The organism is Cryobacterium sp. TMT2-42-4 (genome assembly GCF_004402645.1).
Taxonomy (GTDB): domain Bacteria; phylum Actinomycetota; class Actinomycetes; order Actinomycetales; family Microbacteriaceae; genus Cryobacterium; species Cryobacterium sandaracinum.
On the sequence record NZ_SOFT01000027.1, the window covers coordinates 67,317 to 87,098 of the forward strand.

18 protein-coding genes are annotated in these 19,782 nt (G+C 68.6%); 4 read left to right on the plus strand and 14 right to left on the minus strand.

What is annotated here, in order from left to right; translation table 11 throughout:
• Positions 1–7: 7 nt before the first annotated feature.
• The 3 genes from E3O18_RS09550 to sucC all read right to left on the minus strand — a co-directional run bounded on the left by E3O18_RS09550 (position 8) and on the right by sucC (position 3,818).
• Positions 8–1,489, minus strand: coding sequence for a DUF6350 family protein (locus tag E3O18_RS09550; RefSeq protein WP_134417993.1), 1,482 nt, complete (start codon positions 1,487–1,489; stop codon positions 8–10).
• 258 nt (positions 1,490–1,747) lie between these two features.
• Positions 1,748–2,635, minus strand: a complete 888-nt coding sequence (sucD, locus tag E3O18_RS09555) for a succinate--CoA ligase subunit alpha (RefSeq protein WP_134395088.1) — start codon at positions 2,633–2,635, stop codon at positions 1,748–1,750.
• A gap of 13 nt (positions 2,636–2,648) precedes the next feature.
• On the minus strand, positions 2,649–3,818 hold the full coding sequence (gene sucC, locus E3O18_RS09560) for an ADP-forming succinate--CoA ligase subunit beta (protein ID WP_134395188.1): 1,170 nt from the start codon (positions 3,816–3,818) through the stop codon (positions 2,649–2,651).
• Between the two features lie 234 nt (positions 3,819–4,052).
• Between sucC and E3O18_RS09565 the strand changes: the two genes are divergently transcribed.
• Together E3O18_RS09565 and E3O18_RS09570 are read left to right on the plus strand one after the other, a co-directional pair.
• A complete protein-coding gene (locus E3O18_RS09565) occupies positions 4,053–4,763 on the plus strand; it encodes a VIT family protein (protein ID WP_134395089.1) in 711 nt (236 codons plus the stop codon).
• A 44-nt stretch (positions 4,764–4,807) separates the two neighbouring features.
• Positions 4,808–5,200, plus strand: a complete 393-nt coding sequence (locus E3O18_RS09570; RefSeq protein ID WP_134395090.1) for a DUF3054 domain-containing protein — start codon at positions 4,808–4,810, stop codon at positions 5,198–5,200.
• Between the two features lie 189 nt (positions 5,201–5,389).
• On the opposite strand, the gene E3O18_RS09575 is transcribed toward E3O18_RS09570, so the two are convergent.
• The 5 genes from E3O18_RS09575 to E3O18_RS09595 form a co-directional block, all read right to left on the minus strand.
• Positions 5,390–5,623 carry a hypothetical protein gene (locus E3O18_RS09575; RefSeq protein ID WP_134395091.1) on the minus strand — a complete coding sequence of 78 codons (234 nt, stop codon included), beginning with the start codon at positions 5,621–5,623 and terminating at the stop codon, positions 5,390–5,392.
• A 131-nt stretch (positions 5,624–5,754) separates the two neighbouring features.
• Complete coding sequence (locus tag E3O18_RS09580; RefSeq protein WP_134395092.1) at positions 5,755–6,144, minus strand: hypothetical protein; 390 nt, start codon at positions 6,142–6,144, stop codon at positions 5,755–5,757.
• Between the two features lie 66 nt (positions 6,145–6,210).
• Positions 6,211–7,332: an FUSC family protein gene (locus E3O18_RS09585; RefSeq protein ID WP_241978165.1), complete on the minus strand. Its 1,122-nt coding sequence runs from the start codon at positions 7,330–7,332 to the stop codon at positions 6,211–6,213.
• On the minus strand, positions 7,332–9,788 hold the full coding sequence (locus E3O18_RS09590) for a UvrD-helicase domain-containing protein (RefSeq protein ID WP_134395093.1): 2,457 nt from the start codon (positions 9,786–9,788) through the stop codon (positions 7,332–7,334). The genes E3O18_RS09585 and E3O18_RS09590 overlap by 1 nt, the downstream gene beginning before the upstream one ends.
• 59 nt (positions 9,789–9,847) lie before the next feature.
• A complete protein-coding gene (locus E3O18_RS09595; protein ID WP_134395094.1) occupies positions 9,848–10,864 on the minus strand; it encodes a glycerophosphodiester phosphodiesterase family protein in 1,017 nt (338 codons plus the stop codon).
• Between the two features lie 38 nt (positions 10,865–10,902).
• On the opposite strand from E3O18_RS09595, the gene E3O18_RS09600 reads away from it, so the two are divergent.
• Together E3O18_RS09600 and E3O18_RS09605 are read left to right on the plus strand one after the other, a co-directional pair.
• Positions 10,903–11,451, plus strand: a complete 549-nt coding sequence (locus tag E3O18_RS09600; protein WP_134395095.1) for a hypothetical protein — start codon at positions 10,903–10,905, stop codon at positions 11,449–11,451.
• 66 nt (positions 11,452–11,517) lie between these two features.
• Positions 11,518–12,324: a Bax inhibitor-1/YccA family protein gene (locus E3O18_RS09605; protein WP_134395096.1), complete on the plus strand. Its 807-nt coding sequence runs from the start codon at positions 11,518–11,520 to the stop codon at positions 12,322–12,324.
• 177 nt (positions 12,325–12,501) lie between these two features.
• On the opposite strand, the gene guaA is transcribed toward E3O18_RS09605, so the two are convergent.
• The 6 genes from guaA to E3O18_RS09635 all read right to left on the minus strand — a co-directional run bounded on the left by guaA (position 12,502) and on the right by E3O18_RS09635 (position 19,705).
• The gene (guaA, locus tag E3O18_RS09610; protein ID WP_241978166.1) at positions 12,502–14,094 is read right to left on the minus strand and encodes a glutamine-hydrolyzing GMP synthase; all 1,593 of its coding nucleotides are present in this window, start codon (positions 14,092–14,094) and stop codon (positions 12,502–12,504) included.
• Positions 14,091–14,549 (minus strand): DUF3817 domain-containing protein, encoded by a 459-nt coding sequence (locus E3O18_RS09615; protein ID WP_134395097.1) that lies wholly within the window; start codon positions 14,547–14,549, stop codon positions 14,091–14,093. Before E3O18_RS09615 ends, guaA begins: the two co-directional genes overlap by 4 nt.
• 9 nt (positions 14,550–14,558) lie before the next feature.
• Positions 14,559–15,341 (minus strand): SURF1 family cytochrome oxidase biogenesis protein, encoded by a 783-nt coding sequence (locus E3O18_RS09620; RefSeq protein WP_134395098.1) that lies wholly within the window; start codon positions 15,339–15,341, stop codon positions 14,559–14,561.
• Positions 15,338–16,846: a cation:proton antiporter gene (locus tag E3O18_RS09625; RefSeq protein ID WP_134395099.1), complete on the minus strand. Its 1,509-nt coding sequence runs from the start codon at positions 16,844–16,846 to the stop codon at positions 15,338–15,340. Before E3O18_RS09625 ends, E3O18_RS09620 begins: the two co-directional genes overlap by 4 nt.
• 3 nt (positions 16,847–16,849) lie before the next feature.
• Entirely contained in the window at positions 16,850–17,377 is a 528-nt protein-coding gene (locus E3O18_RS09630) for a TrkA C-terminal domain-containing protein (RefSeq protein ID WP_104100916.1), read from the minus strand.
• A gap of 597 nt (positions 17,378–17,974) precedes the next feature.
• Complete coding sequence (locus tag E3O18_RS09635; RefSeq protein ID WP_134395100.1) at positions 17,975–19,705, minus strand: glycerol-3-phosphate dehydrogenase/oxidase; 1,731 nt, start codon at positions 19,703–19,705, stop codon at positions 17,975–17,977.
• Positions 19,706–19,782: the final 77 nt, after the last annotated feature.

A 19,782-nucleotide genomic window follows, 5' to 3' on the forward strand; every position in this document is an offset into this window, starting at 1 on the left:
GAGAAGCCTACCGGCGAGGGAGCGCGTCGCGCAGCCGGCCGAGGAGACGACCGACCCCGGTAGCCCCACTGCGCGCGGCACCTGACGCGGTTCCCGGCTTGGTTCCCGGCTTCGTTCCCGGCAATCCGCCCGTCGCACCGCGTCCGGAGCCGTTCGCGCCGACCGGGGGCGCGGGAGTCAGGAGACCGAGGCAGGCCGCGATGCCGACCTCGAGCGCGACCAACGCCCCGACCAGCAGCGGGTTCGGGCCGACCTCGACAAGACGGCCCGGGCCGAGAGCTCCGCCCGACCACCAGGCCAGCAGCCCGAGCAGCACACCGGCGACGAACCCGGTGCCGAGGCCCGTGAGGAGCCGTTCCGTGACGGAAGGAGGGACATCCACGGTCGCCCGCTGCCTGAGGATGACGGCGGCGAGGAAACCGACCAGCAGCGGCACGAGCAGGCCGACGAACCCGAACGCCAGGCTGCCCTGCGGCAGCACGCCGAGGATCGGCAGGCCCGGTACGGCGCCGAGCGAGGTGCCGACCGGGGACACGCTGGTGCCCACGCCTACCGCGATGCCCGGTCCGGCAAACCAGGCCGCGGCCCAGATGACCAGGTTCGGGATCAGCGCCAGCTGCAGGAGTGTGAGCGCGATGCCGCCCAGGACGCCGGCCTGCACGGTCTCGTAGAGTCCGATGATGGTGGCGTAGCTGGTTAGGATCAGCACGAAAACGGTGATCCCGGAGACGAAGAGGATACCGGCGGCCGCGGCCGTTCCGCTCCGCAGCGCCGCGGCGGCGCCCGCGCGCACCGCTACCGGGAGCAGGCCGGCTGCGGCACCCGTGCTGCTGGTGTAGCTGCTGGTGTTGGTGCTGGGGCCATTGAGGCCGTGGACGGTCTTGCCGGCGCTGTCGGCACTGCTGCCGGCTGCGCCGCGGCCCGCGCCCCGGACGACTCCCGGGAGGCGGCCGGGCAGCCCGGGGATGCTGCCGATCAGGTGGCCCAGCTGACCCTGGGCGGCGCCGATCAGAACGCCGGCGGCGAAGATGAGCGGGGGCAGAACCAGACCCTGTACCGTCTGGGGGCGCACGGCATCCGTGCCGGCCGACAGCACGAGCAGAGCGGTCAGCAGCGCGTAGCCGGCGATGGCGCCCGTCACCCCGACCCAGCGGTAGGGGGTTTCCGCCGCCCGGCGGCCGGTGCGCAAGCCGAAGAGCACCGCCATCAGCGCGAAGCCCAGCAGTGCGATCGTGATCGGGAACGCGGCGTCCGAGCCGGGCAGGTTCAGGGCGGCGACGAGGGTCGGGTCGAGTTGGACGACCAGGTCGACGCCGTTGCCGACGAGCCAGACGTCGACCGCGGCACGCCAGAACACGAGCCAGTTGACGGCCATGTCGAACTGCGTGGCCCACAGAACCGTGAGCGGAACGAGCGCGATGCCGACCCCGATGGCTACGACAATGAGCGCGTCGAACGCGGCGAGCAGGGCGGTCGTTAAGCGTTTCATCCGATCGGAGCCTACCGTTTCCGCCGCCCCGGCTCCCCTGCCCCCGCCGCGGGCTGACGATTTCGACGGAGATTTTGCTCGATCCAGGTTGAAACGGATGTTTCCGAGCCGGTTGTGACCAAAATCGCCGTCGAATTCGTTCGGGCTCCGGGCACGGCAGAGGCACGGCAGGCAGGCTCGCCGGCCGCGGACGACGACGAGACGGGGCCCGCCTGGTGAGGCGGACCCCGTCGTTCGGTGCCGGTGCAACGATGCCGGTTACAGCGCCGCGAGAACCTCACGCAGCAGGGTGGCGGTCTCGCTCGGCGTCTTGCCGACCTTGACCCCGGCGGCCTCGAGGGCCTCCTTCTTGCCCTGGGCGGTTCCGGCCCCGTTGGAGACGATGGCGCCGGCGTGGCCCATGGTCTTGCCCTCGGGGGCGGTGAAGCCGGCTACGTAGCCGACGACGGGCTTGGTGACGTGGGCCTTGATGTACTCGGCCGCCTTCTCCTCGGCGTCACCGCCGATCTCACCGATCATGACGATGGCGAGCGTCTCGGGGTCAGCCTCGAACGCCTCGAGCGCGTCAATGTGCGTTGTGCCGATGATGGGATCGCCGCCGATGCCGATGGCGGTGGAGAAGCCGAGGTCGCGCAGTTCGTACATCATCTGGTAGGTCAGGGTGCCCGACTTGGAGACGAGGCCGACCGGGCCCTTGCCGGTGATGTTCGCCGGCGTGATGCCCACGAGCGCCTCACCGGGGGTGATGATGCCGGGGCAGTTCGGACCGATGATGCGGGTCTTGTTGCCCTTGGCGTTGTTGTAGGCCCAGAACTCGGCCGAGTCCTGCACGGGCACACCCTCGGTGATGATGACGAGCAGCGGGATGCCGGCGTCGATGGCCTCGATGACGGCGTCCTTGGTGAAGGCCGGCGGCACGAACGCGATGGAGACATCCGCGCCCGTCTTTTCGATGGCCTCGGCAACCGTGCCGAACACGGGCAGCTCGACGCTGCCGTGCACGACGGTGGTGCCGGCCTTGCGAGCATTCACGCCGCCGACGACCTGGGTGCCGGCCCGCAGCATGAGGGCGGTGTGCTTGGTGCCCTCACCTCCGGTGATGCCCTGCACGATGACCTTGGAGTCCTTGTTGAGGAAGATTGACATGTTCGAAAATCCCTTACTTCGCGGCGTGGGCGAGTTCGGCGGCCTTGGCGGCACCCTCGTCCATGGTGGCGGCCAGTGTGACGAGCGGGTGGTTGGCCTCGGTGAGGATGCGACGGCCTTCCTCGACGTTGTTGCCGTCGAGGCGCACAACGAGCGGCTTGTTGGCGGCACTGCCCAGTTCGGCGAGCGCGCCCACGATGCCCTTGGCCACCGCGTCACAGGCGGTGATGCCGCCGAAGACGTTGACGAACACGGCCTTGACCTGCGGGTCACCGAGGATGACGTCGAGGCCGGCGGCCATGACCTCGGCGGATGCTCCGCCCCCGATATCGAGGAAGTTGGCAGGCTTGACGCCGCCGTGGTTTTCGCCGGCGTAGGCGACGACGTCCAGGGTGCTCATCACGAGTCCGGCGCCGTTGCCGATGATGCCCACTTCGCCGTCGAGCTTGACGTAGTTGAGGTCGTTCTCCTTGGCCTTCGCCTCGAGTGGGTCGGCAGCGGCCGCGTCTTCGAGGAGGGCGTGTCTCGGGTGGCGGAAGCCGGCGTTTTCGTCGATCGTGACCTTGCCGTCGAGGGCGATGACGTCGCCCTCTTCGGTCAGCACAAGCGGGTTGACCTCGACCAGGGTCGCGTCCTCACCCGTGAATACGTTGTAGAGCTGCACGAAGACGGGTGCGACCTTGTCGACGAGGTCGGCCGGGAACTTCGCGTCGACCGCGATCTGACGGGCCGTGTCCAGGTCGATCCCGGCAATCGGGTCGATGGCCGTGTAGGCGAGCGCTTCGGGCTTCTCGACAGCGAGAACCTCGATCTCCACGCCACCCTCGTAGCTCGCGAGCGAGAGGTAGGAGCGGTTGGTGCGGTCCAGCAGCACGGAGAAGTAGAATTCCTGCGCAATGCGGGCTCCGCCGGCCACCATGACCCGGTTGACGGTGTGGCCCTTGATGTCGAGTCCGAGGATGGCCCGCCCGGCGGCTTCAGCGTCGTCGGGGGTCTTCGCCACCTTCACGCCGCCGGCTTTGCCGCGGCCGCCGACCTTGACCTGGGCCTTGACGACAACAACGCCGCCCAACTTCTCGGCCGCGGCACGCACCTCCTCCGGAGTGTCCGCGATGATGCCCGGCAGAACCGGGACTCCATACTGTTCAAACAGGTCTCGTGCCTGATATTCGTAAAGATCCACGCTGCTCTTCCAATCCGCGTCGTAGCGTTCCTGCAAGGTCTTGAGGGGCAAGGGCACGGATGACCGCGCCGCAGATAGCTCGACATCAAGACATACGTACCATTTGAAACTCTATCGGTCCCCGCGGACATCGCGAACACGCCGTGCGCCGCACGTCGGTCGCCGTGAAGTTGCAGCCGTGAGGCAAGCCAGTCCTTGCTGGCGCGGCACGCATCCGCCTGCTTGGATTCAGTCATGACTGAACCCGAACACGGCGTCGATCCCCACTCCGCCGACCATGCCTCGCGCCTGAACTGGCTGCGGGCCGGCGTGCTCGGAGCCAACGACGGCATCGTGTCGGTGGCGGCCCTGGTGGTCGGCGTCGCGGCGGCGACCACGGATGCCTCGGCGATCCTGATCGCGGGCGTCGCCGCCCTGCTCGCCGGCGCGATCTCGATGGCCCTGGGCGAGTACGTCTCGGTGAGCAGCCAGCGCGACACCGAGCGCGCTTTGATCGCCAAGGAGACCTGGGAACTCGAGAACATGCCCGAGCAGGAGCTCGCCGAACTGGCCGACCTTTACCAGGCCAAGGGGCTCACCCCACGGACGGCGAAGCAGGTGGCACTCGAGCTGACCGCACACGACGCCCTCGCCGCGCACCTCGAAGTGGAACTCCACATCGGCGCCGACGAGCTGTCGAACCCGTGGCACGCCGCCTACGCCTCCGCCATCGCGTTCACGGTCGGCGCGATCCTGCCGCTGCTGGCGGTGCTGCTGCCGCCGCCCGAGTGGCGCCTGCCGGCCACCTTTTTCGCCGTCGCAATCGCCCTGGTCATCACCGGCTGGCTGAGCTCCTACCTCGGCGGCAGTCCGAAAGCCCGCGCGATCTCCCGTGTGCTCGTCGGCGGCCTGCTCGCGCTCGGAGTCACCTGGGCGATCGGCTCCCTGCTCGGCACCGCGGTCTGATCGGCACCGCGGTCTGACCCTCCGGGCCCCCGTAGGCTGCAGACATGGCAATCCAGCAGAACAGTCGGTCCGGTCTCCTCCTTGCGGCAGGGCTCGACGCCGCCCTGGTGCTGGTCTTCGTGCTGATCGGCCGGGCCAGCCACCAAGAGGAGATCCTCGGCACCCTGATCACCGGGCTGCCCTTTCTTGGCGGTCTCCTCGTGGGCTGGCTCATCATGCGCGCCTGGCGCAGCCCGCAGAAGATCGTCTGGACGGGTACCGGAATTTGGCTCTTCGCCGTCGGCGTCGGGATGCTGCTGCGCACCGTGAGCGGGCAGGGTACGGAGTTCAGCTTCGTCGTCGTGGCGACCGTCGTGCTCGGGGTGTTCCTGCTCGGCTGGCGCGGGCTCGCGGTGTTCCTCCGCCACCGGCAGGCTCGCACCCGCGCCGTCGCGTAGCCGCGCCGACGCACGTACGCTCGCCGAACGGTGAGCAGAGCTCCTCTCCCCACGGCCCACAGGGTGAGAATCTCCATCGAATTGATTCGCCGCGGGCACGGCGCCCCTCTGGGGGTGATCGGCGCCCACGCGGTGCGGTCGGCTCTGATCTTCCGAGAGCGACAGAACCAATCCGTTCGTCGTGGCCGGCTACTCCCGGGGTCCGGGCTCGCCGGGCTCCTCGGTTTCCCGGTCGTCGTCCTCATCGTCAAGTCCAACCGGGCGCTGGTCGGCGTCGATCATCCACTCCGCATCGCCGTCCTCGGCGAGCGGCGCATCCTCGTCGAGGGTCAGTTCGATGTCATCGATCTCGCGGTCTTCGTCGAGTCCGTCGCTCGCCGCGTCCGCTCGCCGCGGCGAGAGTCCGTCCGGGTTGCTCGCCATGATGACACCTCCAGCTCGATGGGAGCCGCCCCGTTTGGGCATCCCCGCGGCGGCAACGCTACGCTCCCGAGCCGCAAGCGACAAGGAAGGGCGTCATGGCAGGGCGACAGGCCCCGCGCCCGCGAGCCCGGTCAGGCCGACGCCGCCCGCAGGCCCGGCGTGGCCAGCAGCGAACCGTCGCGCAGCACCGCCAGCACATCCGCGGTCACGATGTCCCGGGCGAAGACGGTGACCTGGCGGTAGGCCAGCGCGTAGCCCACGATCACAAGCCCGGCGTGCGCGAGGATCAGGGAGAGCGCCGGCTTGCCGAACGACTGGTGCAGGGCCATGGCACTGTCGTGGCCGAACGCCCGAAGCGCCGCCATCAGCCAGGAGCAGGGCGATGACGAGGGCGACGGAGAGACGGTACAGAGAACCTGCAGGGTGTCGGCCAGCCGCATCCGGTGCCGGTATTCGGGGCGCACGCGCGGCGCGGGAGCAGTGCGCCGCCGCGGCGGGGTGGTGCGGATGTCGATGCTCATGCGAAGAGCCTCGCGAGCGTACCCATCGACGGGCTATCGAAATGCTGGGAGCAACCTGTGCAATTCCTACGCGTCCAGGGGTGGACGCTGTCCACCGAGCCGACGCGAACGCTGCCGGGCGAGGCCGCGCGCCACGAGCACGATCAGCACCGCGACCACGCCGCCGAGCGCGGTTTCCGCCACCCGGTCGACCAGCAGCGTCGGCACGGCGACCGGGTCGGCCAGGTGAGCCACGGTCAGGGCCAGCGGGGTGACGAACAGCAGGGCGGCGCCGTAGTGCCTGCCGATCAGGATTTCCGCGCCGAACTGGCCGATCGCGATCACCGCGATCAACACCCAGACGGATGGCCCGGGCAGCAGCACGAGGGCGGTCACCGCCACCCCGAGCGCGGTACCGATGATGCGGTGCACCGCCCGGGAGATGGAGTGCGCGGCGCGGGGCGGCGGGAGCACGGCGACCACGCTCACCACTGCCCAGTAGGGGTGCCCGATGCCCACGAAGAGGGCGAGCCCTCCGGCCAGCAGTACGCCGACCAGGTTCTGCAGGATGGTGAGCCAGACCTGGACGTCGCGGAACGCGGCCGGTCGCAGCAGCGGCGTGCGCGGCAGTTCCTTGAACAGGTCGCCGAAGCGGTCGCCGGCCAGGCGCCGAAACGCCCAGCCGGACATGGTGAGCAGCCAGGCCAGTGCGGCGCTCGCCACTGCCACCAGCAGGCGCGGCAGCATCTCGTCGACCGGCGCGGGCACTTGCGCACAGACCAGGTAGGCGAAGACGAAGAAGATCGGCGTGCCGGGGAACAAGCCATACGTCGATGCCAGCAGGATCCCCGCCGTGATCACGAGCAGAAGCCCGAGCACCAGGGCCGGCAGGGTTGCCTCGGCCACGCTCATCACGAGCCCGGCAGCGACGCTGACCAGCAGAAAGACCGCGGCGACGCTGACCGTGCGCGCGCGAATCCGGTACGGCTCGCTCCGGCCGTAGAGCGACGTCATCGCCCCGAACGACGCGTAGGCGGCCCAGTCGATCCGGCCCAGCAGAACGAGCACGACGAGTGGCACGACCACGGCGATGCTGGCCCGGGATGCCACCTCGAGGTCGAGGGCGCGCACCGATTTCACGCGTTCGAGCAGGGTCTCCGGTCTGCCCGGTTCCGGCGCGCCGGGGCCTGCGGCACGCGGCTCCGCCACTAGAGCTTCTCGATCGGCGCGATCTTGATCAGAAGCTTCTTTGCGCCCGCCGTGTCGAACTGGACGTGCGCGATGCGCTTGGTGCCGTCACCGGTGACCTGGTTGACGCGGCCGTCGCCGAAATCGACGTGACGGATGCGGTCGCCCTGCATCAGGGTGAGGTCACCGTTGTCGCGCACCTGGCTCGGCACCCGGCTGGCCCATTCGGTCTTCTTCTTCGGCGCGGGCGGCAGCGCCTGCGGGTCACCGCGCCCCGCGAACCCGCCGCCGAAGCCGTCGCGTCTCGCGTTCAGCGCCCGAGGCTGGGTGCCGCCGCGGGAGTTCGCCATGCCCGGGGACTGCTTCCAGTCGATCAGGTCGACGGGGATCTCCTGCAGGTAGCGGCTGGGCATGGCCACGTTGATGTCACCGAACTGGGCCCGGGTCATCGCCAGGGAGAGGTAGAGCCTCTGGCGGGCGCGGGTGATGCCCACGTAGAACAGGCGCCGCTCCTCGGCGGGCCCGCCGGGCTCGTTGGCCGACATCTGGTGGGGCAGCAGGCCCTCCTCCACGCCGGTCAGGAACACGGCCTCGTATTCGAGTCCCTTCGCCGTGTGCAGGGTCATCAGGGACACCGTTCCGGAGGCGTCGTCGAGGTCGTCGGCGGCGGCGACCAGGGACACCTGGGTGAGGAAGTCGACCAGCCCCGAGTCGGGGTTCTCCTTGTTGAAGTCCTTGGTTTGAGCGACGAGTTCCTCGATGTTCTCGGCGCGCGCCTCGTCTTGCGGGTCGCGGCTGCCTCGCAGCAGGCTGAGCAGTCCGCTGCCGTCGAGCAGGAAGGTGAGCAGCTCGGACACGTTCGCCGTGCCGGCCGGGTTCTCCGGGTCGAGCTTCAGTGCCGCCTCGTCGAGCAGGGTTGCCAGCTTCAGGATGGCCCCGGTCACCTTGGGGCCGAGGCCCAGCGATGCGCAGTCGCGCATCGACTGCCGGAAGCTGATCTGGTTCGCCTCCGCGAAGCTCGCCAGCGCCGTCTCGGTGGCCGGGCCGATCCCGCGCTTGGGGGTGTTCAGGATGCGACGCAGCGCCAGTTCGTCGTTCGGGTTCGCGACGGCGATCAGGTACGCCAGCGCATCCTTGATCTCAGCCCGCTCGTAGAACTTGGTGCCGCCGACGACCCGGTAGGGCACCGCGGAGCGCACCAGGATTTCTTCAAGCGCACGGGTCTGCGCGTTGGTGCGGTAGAACACGGCCATGTCGCGGTAGGCCATGCCGGCGCGGTGCAGCACCTCGATCTCGTCGGAGACGAACTGGGCCTCGTCGTGACCGGAATAGGCCGTGTAGCCGACGATCTTCTCGCCGTCGCCGCCCGCGCTCCACAGTTTCTTGTCTGTGCGGTCGAAGTTGTGGCCGATCACCGCGTTGGCGGCCGAGAGGATGTTCTGGGTCGAGCGGTAGTTCTGCTCGAGCAGGATCACCCTGGTGCCCGGGAAGTCGCGCTCGAACTCGCTGATGTTGCGGGTGTCCGCGCCGCGGAAGGCGTAGATCGACTGGTCAGAGTCGCCGACCACGGTGAGCGAGGCTCCCGGGATGCCGCCGGAGGCGTCGCGCAGGTTGCGCACGTGCACACCGGTCGCCTCCATCTCCTCGGCCAGATCGGGCTCGACGGGACGGGTCAGCTCGCGCACGAGCGAGTACTGCGCGTGGTTGGTGTCCTGGTATTCGTCGACCAGGATGTGGCGGAACCGTCGCCGATAAAGGGCCGCGACCTTCGGGAACGCGCGGAACAGGTAGACCGTCTCGCCGATCAGGTCGTCGAAGTCGAGGGCGTTGGCCGCGCGCAGCCGATGGGTGTACTGCCGGAAGATCTCGACGAACATGACCTCCTGCGGGTCGCTCATGTTCGCGTTGCGGGCGTAGGAGTCGGCGTCCGCGAGCTCGTTCTTGAGCTTGGAGATCTTCGCAGACGCATTGCCGGGCGTGAAGCCGAGCGTGTCGGCGTCGAGTGCCTTGATGATGCGCTTGAGCGTCACCTTGGTGTCGGCCGAGTCATAGATGCTGAACGTGGCGGAGAGGCCCGCGCTTTCCGCTTCGCGGCGCAGGATGCGCACGCAGGAGGAATGGAAGGTGCTGATCCACATGCCGTCGGCCCCCTGGCCGAGGATCGCCCGCACCCGCTCGCGCATCTCCGCCGCGGCCTTGTTGGTGAAGGTGATGGCGAGGATCTGGCTCGGCCAGGCCTCGCGGCTCTCCAGCAGGCTGGCGATGCGGCGGGTGAGCACGCTGGTCTTCCCGGAGCCGGCGCCCGCGATGATCAGCAGCGCCGGTCCGCGGTACAGCACGGCCTCGCGTTGCTGGGGGTTGAGCCCTTCGAGCAGCGGACTCTCTCGGTCGCGCGGAGCCGCTCCGTCCAGGATGATGGGCACCGCGGAGGGAACCTGGCGGGCGGGCGGGTGATCCGGGTCGAAGAGGGTCGTCATATCGCTCCCAATTCTACGTGCTGCGTCTGACACCGCCCCGGTGCGGCGCAGCGCCTCGGTCAGTCCTCCGCGGCCAGCTCGTCCCGAATGAGCACCGCCAGGTCGGGGTGATCGGCGAAGACCCCGTCGATCCCGGTGCCGAGGATGGTGCGGAACTCGGCCTGCCAGTTTCCGAAGTCGGCCCGAAGCCGCCCACGGCGGAACGTCTTCGCAAGGTACCGGTTCTCCGGGCGCAGCGTCCAGCAGTAGATCTCCAGGTCCGCGGCGTGCGCGGCGTCGACCAGGTCGGAGGCGCCGGAGACGTGACCGTCGGCATCCGTGGCGAGGATGAGCGATTTGGGCACGCTGATCCCGTCGACCGTGCCGCTCATTCCGTAGAGCCCGGTGTCGGAGAGGTAGTCGGCGTAGTGGGGCGCTTTCGGCCCGAGCAGCGCGACCTCGTCGAAGGGTTTGCCGCGCGCCTCGAGCAGGAAGACACGCTTGCCGTAGATGCCGCGCGCGTAGATCTTGTCGAGGAGGCTGCGCTCGAAGCTCTCGATGGTGAGGCGGCCGTCGCCGGCGTTCCAACCGGCGTCGTTGACCTCGGCGGCGAACAGCTCGTCGAGCGGAAGCCCGATCGACTCGAAGTAGGTGGCGTGCTTGAGCTCGGCGACGACGCCGATGGGCCGGCGCGCCCGTCCGGAGACCCGGTCCATCAGCTTGAACACGTCCCGCAGGCGCAGCAGGGGGAACCGGCCGTCGAAGGTGGCGCTTGCCTTCCGAACCTCGGGCAGGCGCTCCCGCGCGCGCAGGGTGCGCAGCTCTGCCCAGGTGAAGTCCTCGGTGAACCAGCCGGTGAGCCGGATGCCGTCGATCACCTTGGTCGCCCGGCGGCCGGCGAACTCGGGGTGCGCTGCGACATCTGTCGTCGCCCCGATCTCGTTCTCATGGCGCACCACCAGGACGCCGTCGCGGGTGGCGACGATGTCAGGCTCGACCGCGTCCGCGCCGAGAGCGACGGCCAGTTCGTAGGCGGAACGGGTGTGCTCTGGCCGGTAACCGCTCGCCCCGCGGTGACCGATCACAATCGGCTGCATTTGCCAACCCTACGCGTGCAACTGCCAGAATCGAGGCGATGACACCCTGGACCGTTCCACCGACCCGCCTGCACCGGTGGGGCAGCTACCGCGCCCGATACCTGACCGGACTGACGCTGGTCGTGCTCGGGGTGCTCGCCACGAACTTCACCAGCACCTACAGCCTGTTCTTCCTGGCCATTGGCCCGCCCCTGCACGTGCTGGGCTGGCTGATTCTGCCTGGGGCCCTGTGGCGGCGGCTCACGGTTCTGGTTCCGGCCCTGCTGTGCAGCATCCTGCTGCTGGGCGGCGCCCACTTCAATGGTGTCTTCGCCGTGTTTCTGGCCTGCTGGTTGCTCGTGCGGCACCGCCCGTGGCTGAGCTATCTCGCTCTGATCCCGTCGATCACGATGAGTTTCCTGCTCAAGGACGCGCTGAACAATTACGACCAGAACTGGGTGGGCTATCTGGTCGGTTTCATCACCACGGCGGCCGCCTCCTGGCTCGCCTGGTGGCTGGCCGGCTGGTCGGCGGGGCGCCGCCCCCGGTCACCGCGAACTACGGGCGCCAAATTGGGCGGATCCCCAGCAGATCTGCATAGAATCTAGGAACTGGTCAGCACCTACCGGTGTTGGCTCCGCTACCTACCCACTTGATTGTGAGCTACGGCAACCATGGCATCTTCCAACCCCGCGTTCTCCCGAAACGCCGCGTTCGGCGCTCCAGGCGCCACTGCCGGCGGCAAGGTGCTCTCCGACAGCGACCTGCAGAGCATGTTCAATGCTCCCTCGGCCGGCTCGCAGGAAACCGACCGGATGAGCTACGACGACACCATCCGCAAGACGGTGCTCAGCTTCGCCCTGCTGCTGGTGACCGCCGCCATCGGTTGGCTCGTCACCCCGGTGACGATGCTGCCGCTGATCGTCGGTGCGATCGCGGGTCTGGTCCTCGGACTGGTCAACGCGTTCAAAAAGGAGCCGTCGCCGCCCCTGATCCTCGCGTACGCCGCGGCCCAGGGCCTCTTCGTCGGTGGCATCTCGATCGTCTTCGAGCAGATCTACCCGGGTGTCGTCACCCAGGCCGTGCTCGCCACGCTCGTCGTCGTCGGTGTCACGCTGGCCCTCTTCGCCAGCGGCAAGATCCGCGCCTCCAAGAAGGCCACCAAGGTCTTCATGATCGCCATGATCGGCTACGGCGTGTTCTCGCTGATCAACTTCGGCATGATGGTCTTCGGCGCCACCGACAACGCGTTCGGTCTCCGCAGCGCCGAGATCTTCGGCATCCCGATCGGCCTCCTGATCGGCGTTCTCGCCGTGATCATGGCCGCGTACTCGCTGGTGCTCGACTTCGACTTCATCCAGCGCGGCGTCAACAACCGCATCCCCCGCAAGTACGGCTGGACCGGCGCCTTCGGCATCATGCTCACCGTCGTCTGGCTCTACGTCGAGATGCTCCGCATCTTCGCCATCGCCCGCGAGTAGCACACCACCCCGCACGCAGAAGGGCCGCCCCATCGGGGCGGCCCTTTCGTCGTCCTCCCCCCACAGTTGCTTCTCCCTCAGCGACCGCGAAGCGGGGAGCGGGCGTGTCGCGGGGTGCCGGGTTATGGGCGGCGGAGCGACACGCCCACTCCCCGCGTCACAACCGGGAGCATTCCCCTACTCCCATTCGATGGTCCCCGGCGGCTTGGACGTGACGTCGAGCACGACGCGGTTCACCCCGTCCACCTCGTTCGTGATCCGGTTCGAGATCCGCGCCAGCAGGTCGTACGGCAGGCGGGTCCAGTCGGCCGTCATGGCGTCTTCCGACGACACCGGGCGCAACACGATCGGGTGACCGTAGGTGCGGCCGTCTCCCTGCACGCCCACGGACCGCACGTCGGCGAGCAGCACCACCGGGCACTGCCAGATCTCACGGTCGAGGCCCGCGGCGCTCAGCTCGGCGCGCACGATCGCATCCGCGTGGCGAAGCAGGTCGAGCCGGTCCTGGGTGATCGAGCCCACGATGCGGATGCCGAGGCCGGGCCCGGGGAACGGCTGGCGCTGCACGATCTCGGCCGGCAGTCCCAGCTCGGCGCCGATCGCGCGCACTTCGTCTTTGAACAGGGTGCGCAGCGGTTCGATCAATTCGAACTGCAGGTCTTCCGGCAGGCCCCCGACGTTGTGGTGGCTCTTGATGTTGGCGGTGCCGCTGCCGCCGCCGGACTCGACGACGTCCGGGTACAGGGTGCCCTGCACGAGGAAGCGGATCGGGTCTTCATTCGTTGCCGCCGCTTCCCTGATCAATTCGGCCTGAGCCTGCTCGAAGGTTCGGATGAACTCACGACCGATGATCTTGCGCTTGGTCTCCGGGTCGCTGACGCCCTCCAACGCGGTCAGGAACTGCTCACGCACATCGACGGTGACCAGACGCACGCCGGTGGCCTTGACGAAGTCTTCCTCGACCTGACGGCGCTCGTCCTGGCGGAGCAGGCCGTGGTCGACGAACACGCAGACGAGCTGGTCGCCGATGGCCTTGTGCACGAGCGCAGCGGCCACGGCGGAATCGACTCCGCCGGAGAGCCCGCAGATGACCTTGCCGGTGCCGACCTGGGCCTGGATGCGGGCCACCTGTTCGGCGATGACGTTGCCGCTGTTCCAGTCGGCGGGGATGCCGGCGGCGCGGTGCAGGAAGTTCTCGAGCACCTTCTGGCCGAATTCGGAATGCTTGACCTCGGGGTGCCACTGCACGCCGTAGAGCCGGCGCGTATCGTTCGCGAAGGCGGCGACCGGGGTGGAGCTCGTGGACGCGAGCACCGAGAAGCCGGCGGGGGCCTTCGACACGGAGTCACCGTGGCTCATCCACGCCGTCTGCTCGGCCGGCTGCCCGGCCAGCAGCGCGTTGCCGCTGTCGGTGACTCTGACCGGGGTCGCGCCGTACTCGCTCAGGCCAGTGCGGGTCACCTCGCCGCCAAGGGTCGTGGCCATCACCTGAAAGCCGTAGCAGATGCCCAGGATCGGGATACCCAGGTCGAAGATGGCCGGGTCGAAGGTGGGGGCGCCCTCGGCGTAGACGCTGGACGGCCCGCCGCTGAGCACGATGCCGAGCGGGTTCTTCTCCGCGACCTCGGCCGCGGTGATCGAGTGGGCCACGATCTCGGAGTAGACGGATGCCTCGCGCACCCGGCGCGCGATCAGCTGCGCGTACTGGGCCCCGAAGTCGACCACCAGAACGGGGCGGGCGCCGGTCGAGGCGCTCACAGCGGCGCTCACGAGCGGGCCTCGGCCCCAGCGGCAGCGGCAGCGGCAGCGGCAGACGAGTCGGCGTGCGTCGCCAGGAAGGCGTTGACCTCGCGCGCGACGCGAACCTCGAGGAAGAAGGACAGGGTAGGAATGATGCCTCCGAGTGCGATCAGCAGAAACTTGGGGAACGACCAACGCATCAGGCTCCAGAGCTGGAAGTCACTGAACAGGTAGAGCACGTACAGCCAGCCGTGCACGATCAGGATGCCGGTGCTCAGGTTGAATGCGGTCACCGAGTCCCGGGCGACGAGGGCGATGATCCCGTTCGGGCCGCCGACTTCGATTTCGAGCTGCAGCACGAACTTCAGGAAGACCTCGACGCAGAGCAGCAGCAGGAAGACACCGGTGATGACCGAGGAGACCTTGTAGAGCCGGAGCGCAGCGGGGATTTTGGGGATGTCGGCAGGCTTGGGGTCAAGTGGCATAGGCCAATTCTAGACGGCCTCCGCCGCGTCGATAGCGGCCTGCTCCTGCTGACGCTCCCAGTCGTCCCGAACCAGGCGGTACCAGAGGAACACCGCGAACCCGGCGAAGACTGCCCATTCGAGGGCGTAGAAGATGTTCAGCCAGTTGACCGATGCGTCGTTGCCGGGCACGGGCGAGTCGATCACGGTGAGGTTCGCGGCAGCATCCGTGTCGACGATGTAGCCGGCGTAGACGGACTGGTCGGTGAAGTCCGCCCACCGGTTGATCAGCGCGGCGGTGGAGACCGTGGTCTGGGTGCGCGGGTCGCTGTCCTCGTCCGGCACGACGGGAGCCTCGGAGGGAACGAAGCGGCCGGTCACGGTCTGCTGCTGCGCGGCCTGCGCCGAGAGCGCCTCGATCGCCGACCTGGCCTCCTCCTCGGTGGCGGCCCAGCCGCGAGCCACGGCGATGGTGGAGACGGGCACGGATGCCGTTTCCACCGTCGACAAGCGGCTCACCACCCAGAAACCGCTGTCGCCCCCGTTGAGGCGTTCGCTGATCAGCACGTCGTCCCCCGGCACGAATGAGCCGTCCACGGTGACCAGCTGGCCGGTCGCAGACTCGCGCGGCGGCCCGTCCGGCGACACCGCCTCGTGGAGCGGCTGCACGGTCTCGGTGCTGCGCTCCACGACTTCGCCGGACGCGATGGCGCGTTCGAGCTGCCACCGGCCGAGCAGGGCGAAGGCCGCGGCGATCGCGAGCGCCAGCAGCAGCGCGATCAGCCAGCGCGGCCGGAGCATGGTTGTGATCATGAGTAGTCCCCTGACGCGGTGTCACGCACCGGCTTGTCGACCGGGCCGGTTTCGGCCGGGCGCCGGCCGGAGATGAAGTCGAGCATGGAGTCCCGAGCCTCGGACGCCGGTCCGTCGGCCGCGGCGGCGTCTGCCTCCGCGTCGGCGGTCGCGTCGGCAGGCGCCATGGCCGGCACTGCGCCGGGTGCCGCGGCGGCCGGGCGCTGGCGGTGTTCGGCGAGGAGACGGTCGGCGGCGCGTTGGGCATCCGTGCCGGTGTCTGCGGCGGTGGCCGCCTCGACCAGGGCGATTTCCTCCGCCAGCATCACGTCGTGGGCGCGTTTCCCGGCCGGGACGGCCTTCCGGCGTCGCCGCAGGGCCGCGCCGATCTTCTCGGAGTTCGCCGCGAAGAGCGGCCCCAGGATCGCCATCGTGAGCACGTAGAGGCCAGCGAAGGGCTGCAGCCGCTGGTCGAGACCCGCGGTCACCGACAGGGTTGCCAGGATCAGCGTGAACTCGCCGCGGTTGACGAAGATGGCCGCGGTGTTGAGTCCCTCCCGCGGGCCCATGCCGTGCAGTTTCGCCATCAGCATTCCGGAGATCAGGCTGAGCACGAAGGTCATGCCGACGGCCGCGAACACGATGGTGATCACCGACCCGAATTCGGCCACGTTCAGCGCGAGGCCGAAGTTGAGGAAGAAGAAGGCCCCGAACACGTCGCGCAGGGGCACGGCGACGCGCTCGATCCGGCCGCGGTACGTGCTCGCGCCGAGCACCACCCCGATCAGGAAGGCCCCGATCGCATCCGTCACGCCGATGATCTCACCGATCCCGGCGAAGAGCACGGCGAGCCCGAAGAAGAGGATGGTGAACAGTTCGTCGTCCTTGGTGCGCATCAGCCGGGAGACGACTTTGGCGCCCCAGCGGGCCACCGAGAACATCACGACGAGAAAGAGGAAGGCGATGCTCAGTTGCAGCACGATCGGCCAGACCTCGGTCTTGCCACTGAGCACGACGGAGACGATCGCCAGGTAGACCGCGATGAAGATGTCGCCGACGACGGTCACGCCGAGGATCATCGGAGTTTCCTTGTTGGCAAGCCGGCGCAGTTCGATCAGGAGCTTGGTGATGATGGCGCTCGAGGAGGTGCCGGTCATTCCGGCGATCACGAGGGCCTCCCGGCTGCCCCAGCCGACCATCAGGCCGAACGCGAAGCCGACTCCCATGTTGATCAGAACGTAGGAGCCGCCGGAAATCAGGAGTTTTCCGGCGTCGCCGAAGAATGCCTCCTGGTCGAATTCGAGGCCAAGGCTGAACAGGAGCAGGATCAGCCCGAAAATGGCGATCAGTTCGATGTCCGCCGACTGGAAGTCCAGCGGGAACCAGCCGGTGTTCGGGCTGGCCAGGAGCCCGACGATCATGTAGATGGGGATGGACGGCAGCCCGATCAGCTTTCCGGCACGACCGAGGAGATAGGCAACGACGAGCAGGATGCCAAGAGTGATGAGGTCTTCGCCGAGGTGCATGAACTAGCCCCCGGGCGGCGCGTCGACGGACTTGGCCTTAACCTCGCCGGTGCGGAAGAAGGCGAAGGCCTTCGCGACCTTCTCGGGCGAGCCGGCGACGACGAGCGTGTCGCCGGGGAAGACACGGAAGTCGTGGGCGGGCGCCGGGTTCGCGGACTCCCCGCGGACGACGGCCACGACCGTCAGACCGGCTATGCCGCGGTCGGCGGGGTTGCCGAGCGCCTGGCCGGCGATGTGGTCTTCGTAGTCGACGGTGAACCAGTCGATGCTGAGGCCGGGGATCTGGTCGAGCGCGGTGAGCGACTCGGTGATCTGGGTGCCGCCGAGGAGCTCGGCGAGTGTGTGCGCTTCGTCTTCGTTCAGCCGCAGGGACACCTTGGCGGCGTCGGGGCCGCCCTCATCGTCCGCGAAGGTGATGAGGTCGCTGTGCCCCGAGCGGTGGGCGATGACGCCCACTTTGCCGCCGTCATCCGTGATGAAGGTGTGCAGCACTCCCACCCCGGGAAGTTTGACCCGCCGAACGTCAACCATGGTGCAACTCCTGAGGTTTATGGGCAGTCAGCCCAGTCTACCGGAGCGAGTTTGCGTGCCTCCCGCCCGCAGTCGCGCCGCCAACCCCGCGGCCCCGCGCCCCGCGACCCCCGCCGCGCCGCCGCGCCGCCGACTGCTCTCACCAATTCGACGGAGATTCTGCTCCCGAAGGTGCTGTCGGACGCTTTCTCCTCCGCACCGGCCACAATCTCCGTCGAATTGCGACGGGCTGGGGCTGAGTGTCTGGCGGATGCCCGAACCGCACAGGCGCTGCGGCACATCCGCTCGGTGTTGCGGCTAACGCAGGAGATCCGTCCGGCCGGGCCCGGGCACCCGCACGAGTTCCGCTCTGGTCCGTGTCGGGCGGGCAGCCCAGGTGACGGATGTCCTGAGTTGGCCACACGCGTGCGCTCGGCCGGCCTAACCAATTCGACAGAGATTTGGCTCTGAACGGCGCTGTCGGGTCACCCCAGCATTTTTCAGGCCCCACAGGGCAGAATCACCATCGAATTCGTTCACGCACCGGCGGGGTGCGGGCGGACAAGCGGAGGCAGGGAGTGGACGCCGGGCGAGGGTGGCGGCAGGAGAGGCTCGCTCCTATTTCGTAGCGGCGATGTCCGGAGCCTCGAGCCGCACGCGGTCGGCGGACTCGTCGTCGGGCTGCTGCTGTGACGCGCGTTCCGCCGCCACCCGCTTGAGGTAGGTGCCCACTTCGCGCGTCTCCCGGGCCTCGTCCCAGCCGAGCACCCCGGCCATCAGCCGCGCGGCAACGGGCGCCGCCGAGACGCCGCGGTCCCAGGCCTCGATCGAGATGCGAGTGCGGCGAGCCAGCACGTCCTCGAGGTGCAGGGCGCCCATATGCGTGGCCGCGTACACGACCTCCGCCTCGATGTAGTCGTCGGCCCCCGGCAACGGGTCCGCGAGTGACGGGGTCTTGCGGATCAGGTCGAGAAGCTCGTCGGTCAGGGTGCCGTAGCGGTTCAGCAGGTGCTCGACGCGGACGGTGTGCAGGCCGAACGCCCGCGCGATCCGGCCGCGCTTATTCCAGGCCGCCTGGTAACCCTCGGCGCCGAGCAGCGGGATGTCCGCCGTGGTGGAGGCCGGGACCCGTTCGTCGAAGGCGTCGACGGCCGCATCGATCGCATCCTTCGCCATCACCCGGTACGTGGTCCACTTTCCGCCCGCGATCACCACCAGGCCGGGCACGGAGTGTCCGACGAGGTGTTCGCGGGACAGCTTCGAGGTGCTCTCCGACTCCCCGGCCAGGAGCGGCCGCAGGCCCGCGTAGACCCCCTCGACGTCCTCCCGGGTCAGCGGCACCCGGAGCACGGCGTTCACGTGTTCGAGCAGGTAGTCGATGTCGGCGGCGGTGGCGGCCGGGTGCGCCTTGTCCAGGTGCCAGTCCGTGTCGGTCGTGCCGATCAGCCAGTGCCGTCCCCAGGGGATCACGAACAGGACGCTCTTCTCGGTGCGCAGCAGCAGCCCCATGGCCGACTGGAACCGGTCCCGGGGCACGACCAGGTGGATGCCCTTCGACGCGCGCACCTTGAATGTACCGCGTTCGCCGACCATGCGCTGCGTGTCGTCGGTCCAGACCCCGGTGGCGTTCACGACCTGCCGGGCCCGCACCTCGAACCGTTCATCGGTCTGCAGATCGTGGGCGTGCACGCCGACCACCCGCTCACCCACCTTGATGAATCCCTCGACCCGCACCCGGCTGGCCGCGTGCGCCCCGTAGAACGACGCGGTGCGCACGAGCGAGGCCACGTAGAGCGCGTCGTCGACCTGCCCGTCGTAGTAGGTGATGCCGCCGACGATCGTGTCGGTGTTCAGGCTGGGCAGCAGCCCCTTCACCTGCCGCTTGGACAGGTGGCGGTGGTGCGGCACACCGGGGGCGCGCCCGCCGGTATACGAGAACAGGTCGTAGAGGAGCATGCCGGCGCCCACGTAGAAGCGCTCGGTGACGCGCTTCCTGAGCGGGTACAGGAACCGCACCGGCTTTACCAGGTGCGGGGCGATGCGCTGCAGGAGCAGGCCACGCTCCGTCAGAGCCTCGCGCACCAGCCGGAAGTCGGCCTGTTCCAGGTAGCGGATGCCGCCGTGCACCAGCTTGGACGACCGGCTCGACGTTCCCGACGCCCAGTCCCTGGCCTCGAGGATGCCCACGCTCAGGCCGCGGGTGACCGCGTCCAGGGCGGCCCCGGTGCCGACGATGCCGCCGCCGACCACGAGGATATCGAGCTCCTTGCCCTTCAGTCGTTCGAGGGCCGCAGCTCGTTCCTCCGGACCCAGTTTCGTGGATCGCGACGCCGAATTACCTGATGCCATGTGCTCACTCCCATTCCGGATGGTGTGGTGCTTACCTGACGCTAATTCATACCGACGCTAGTTCACTCGTCGCGGCG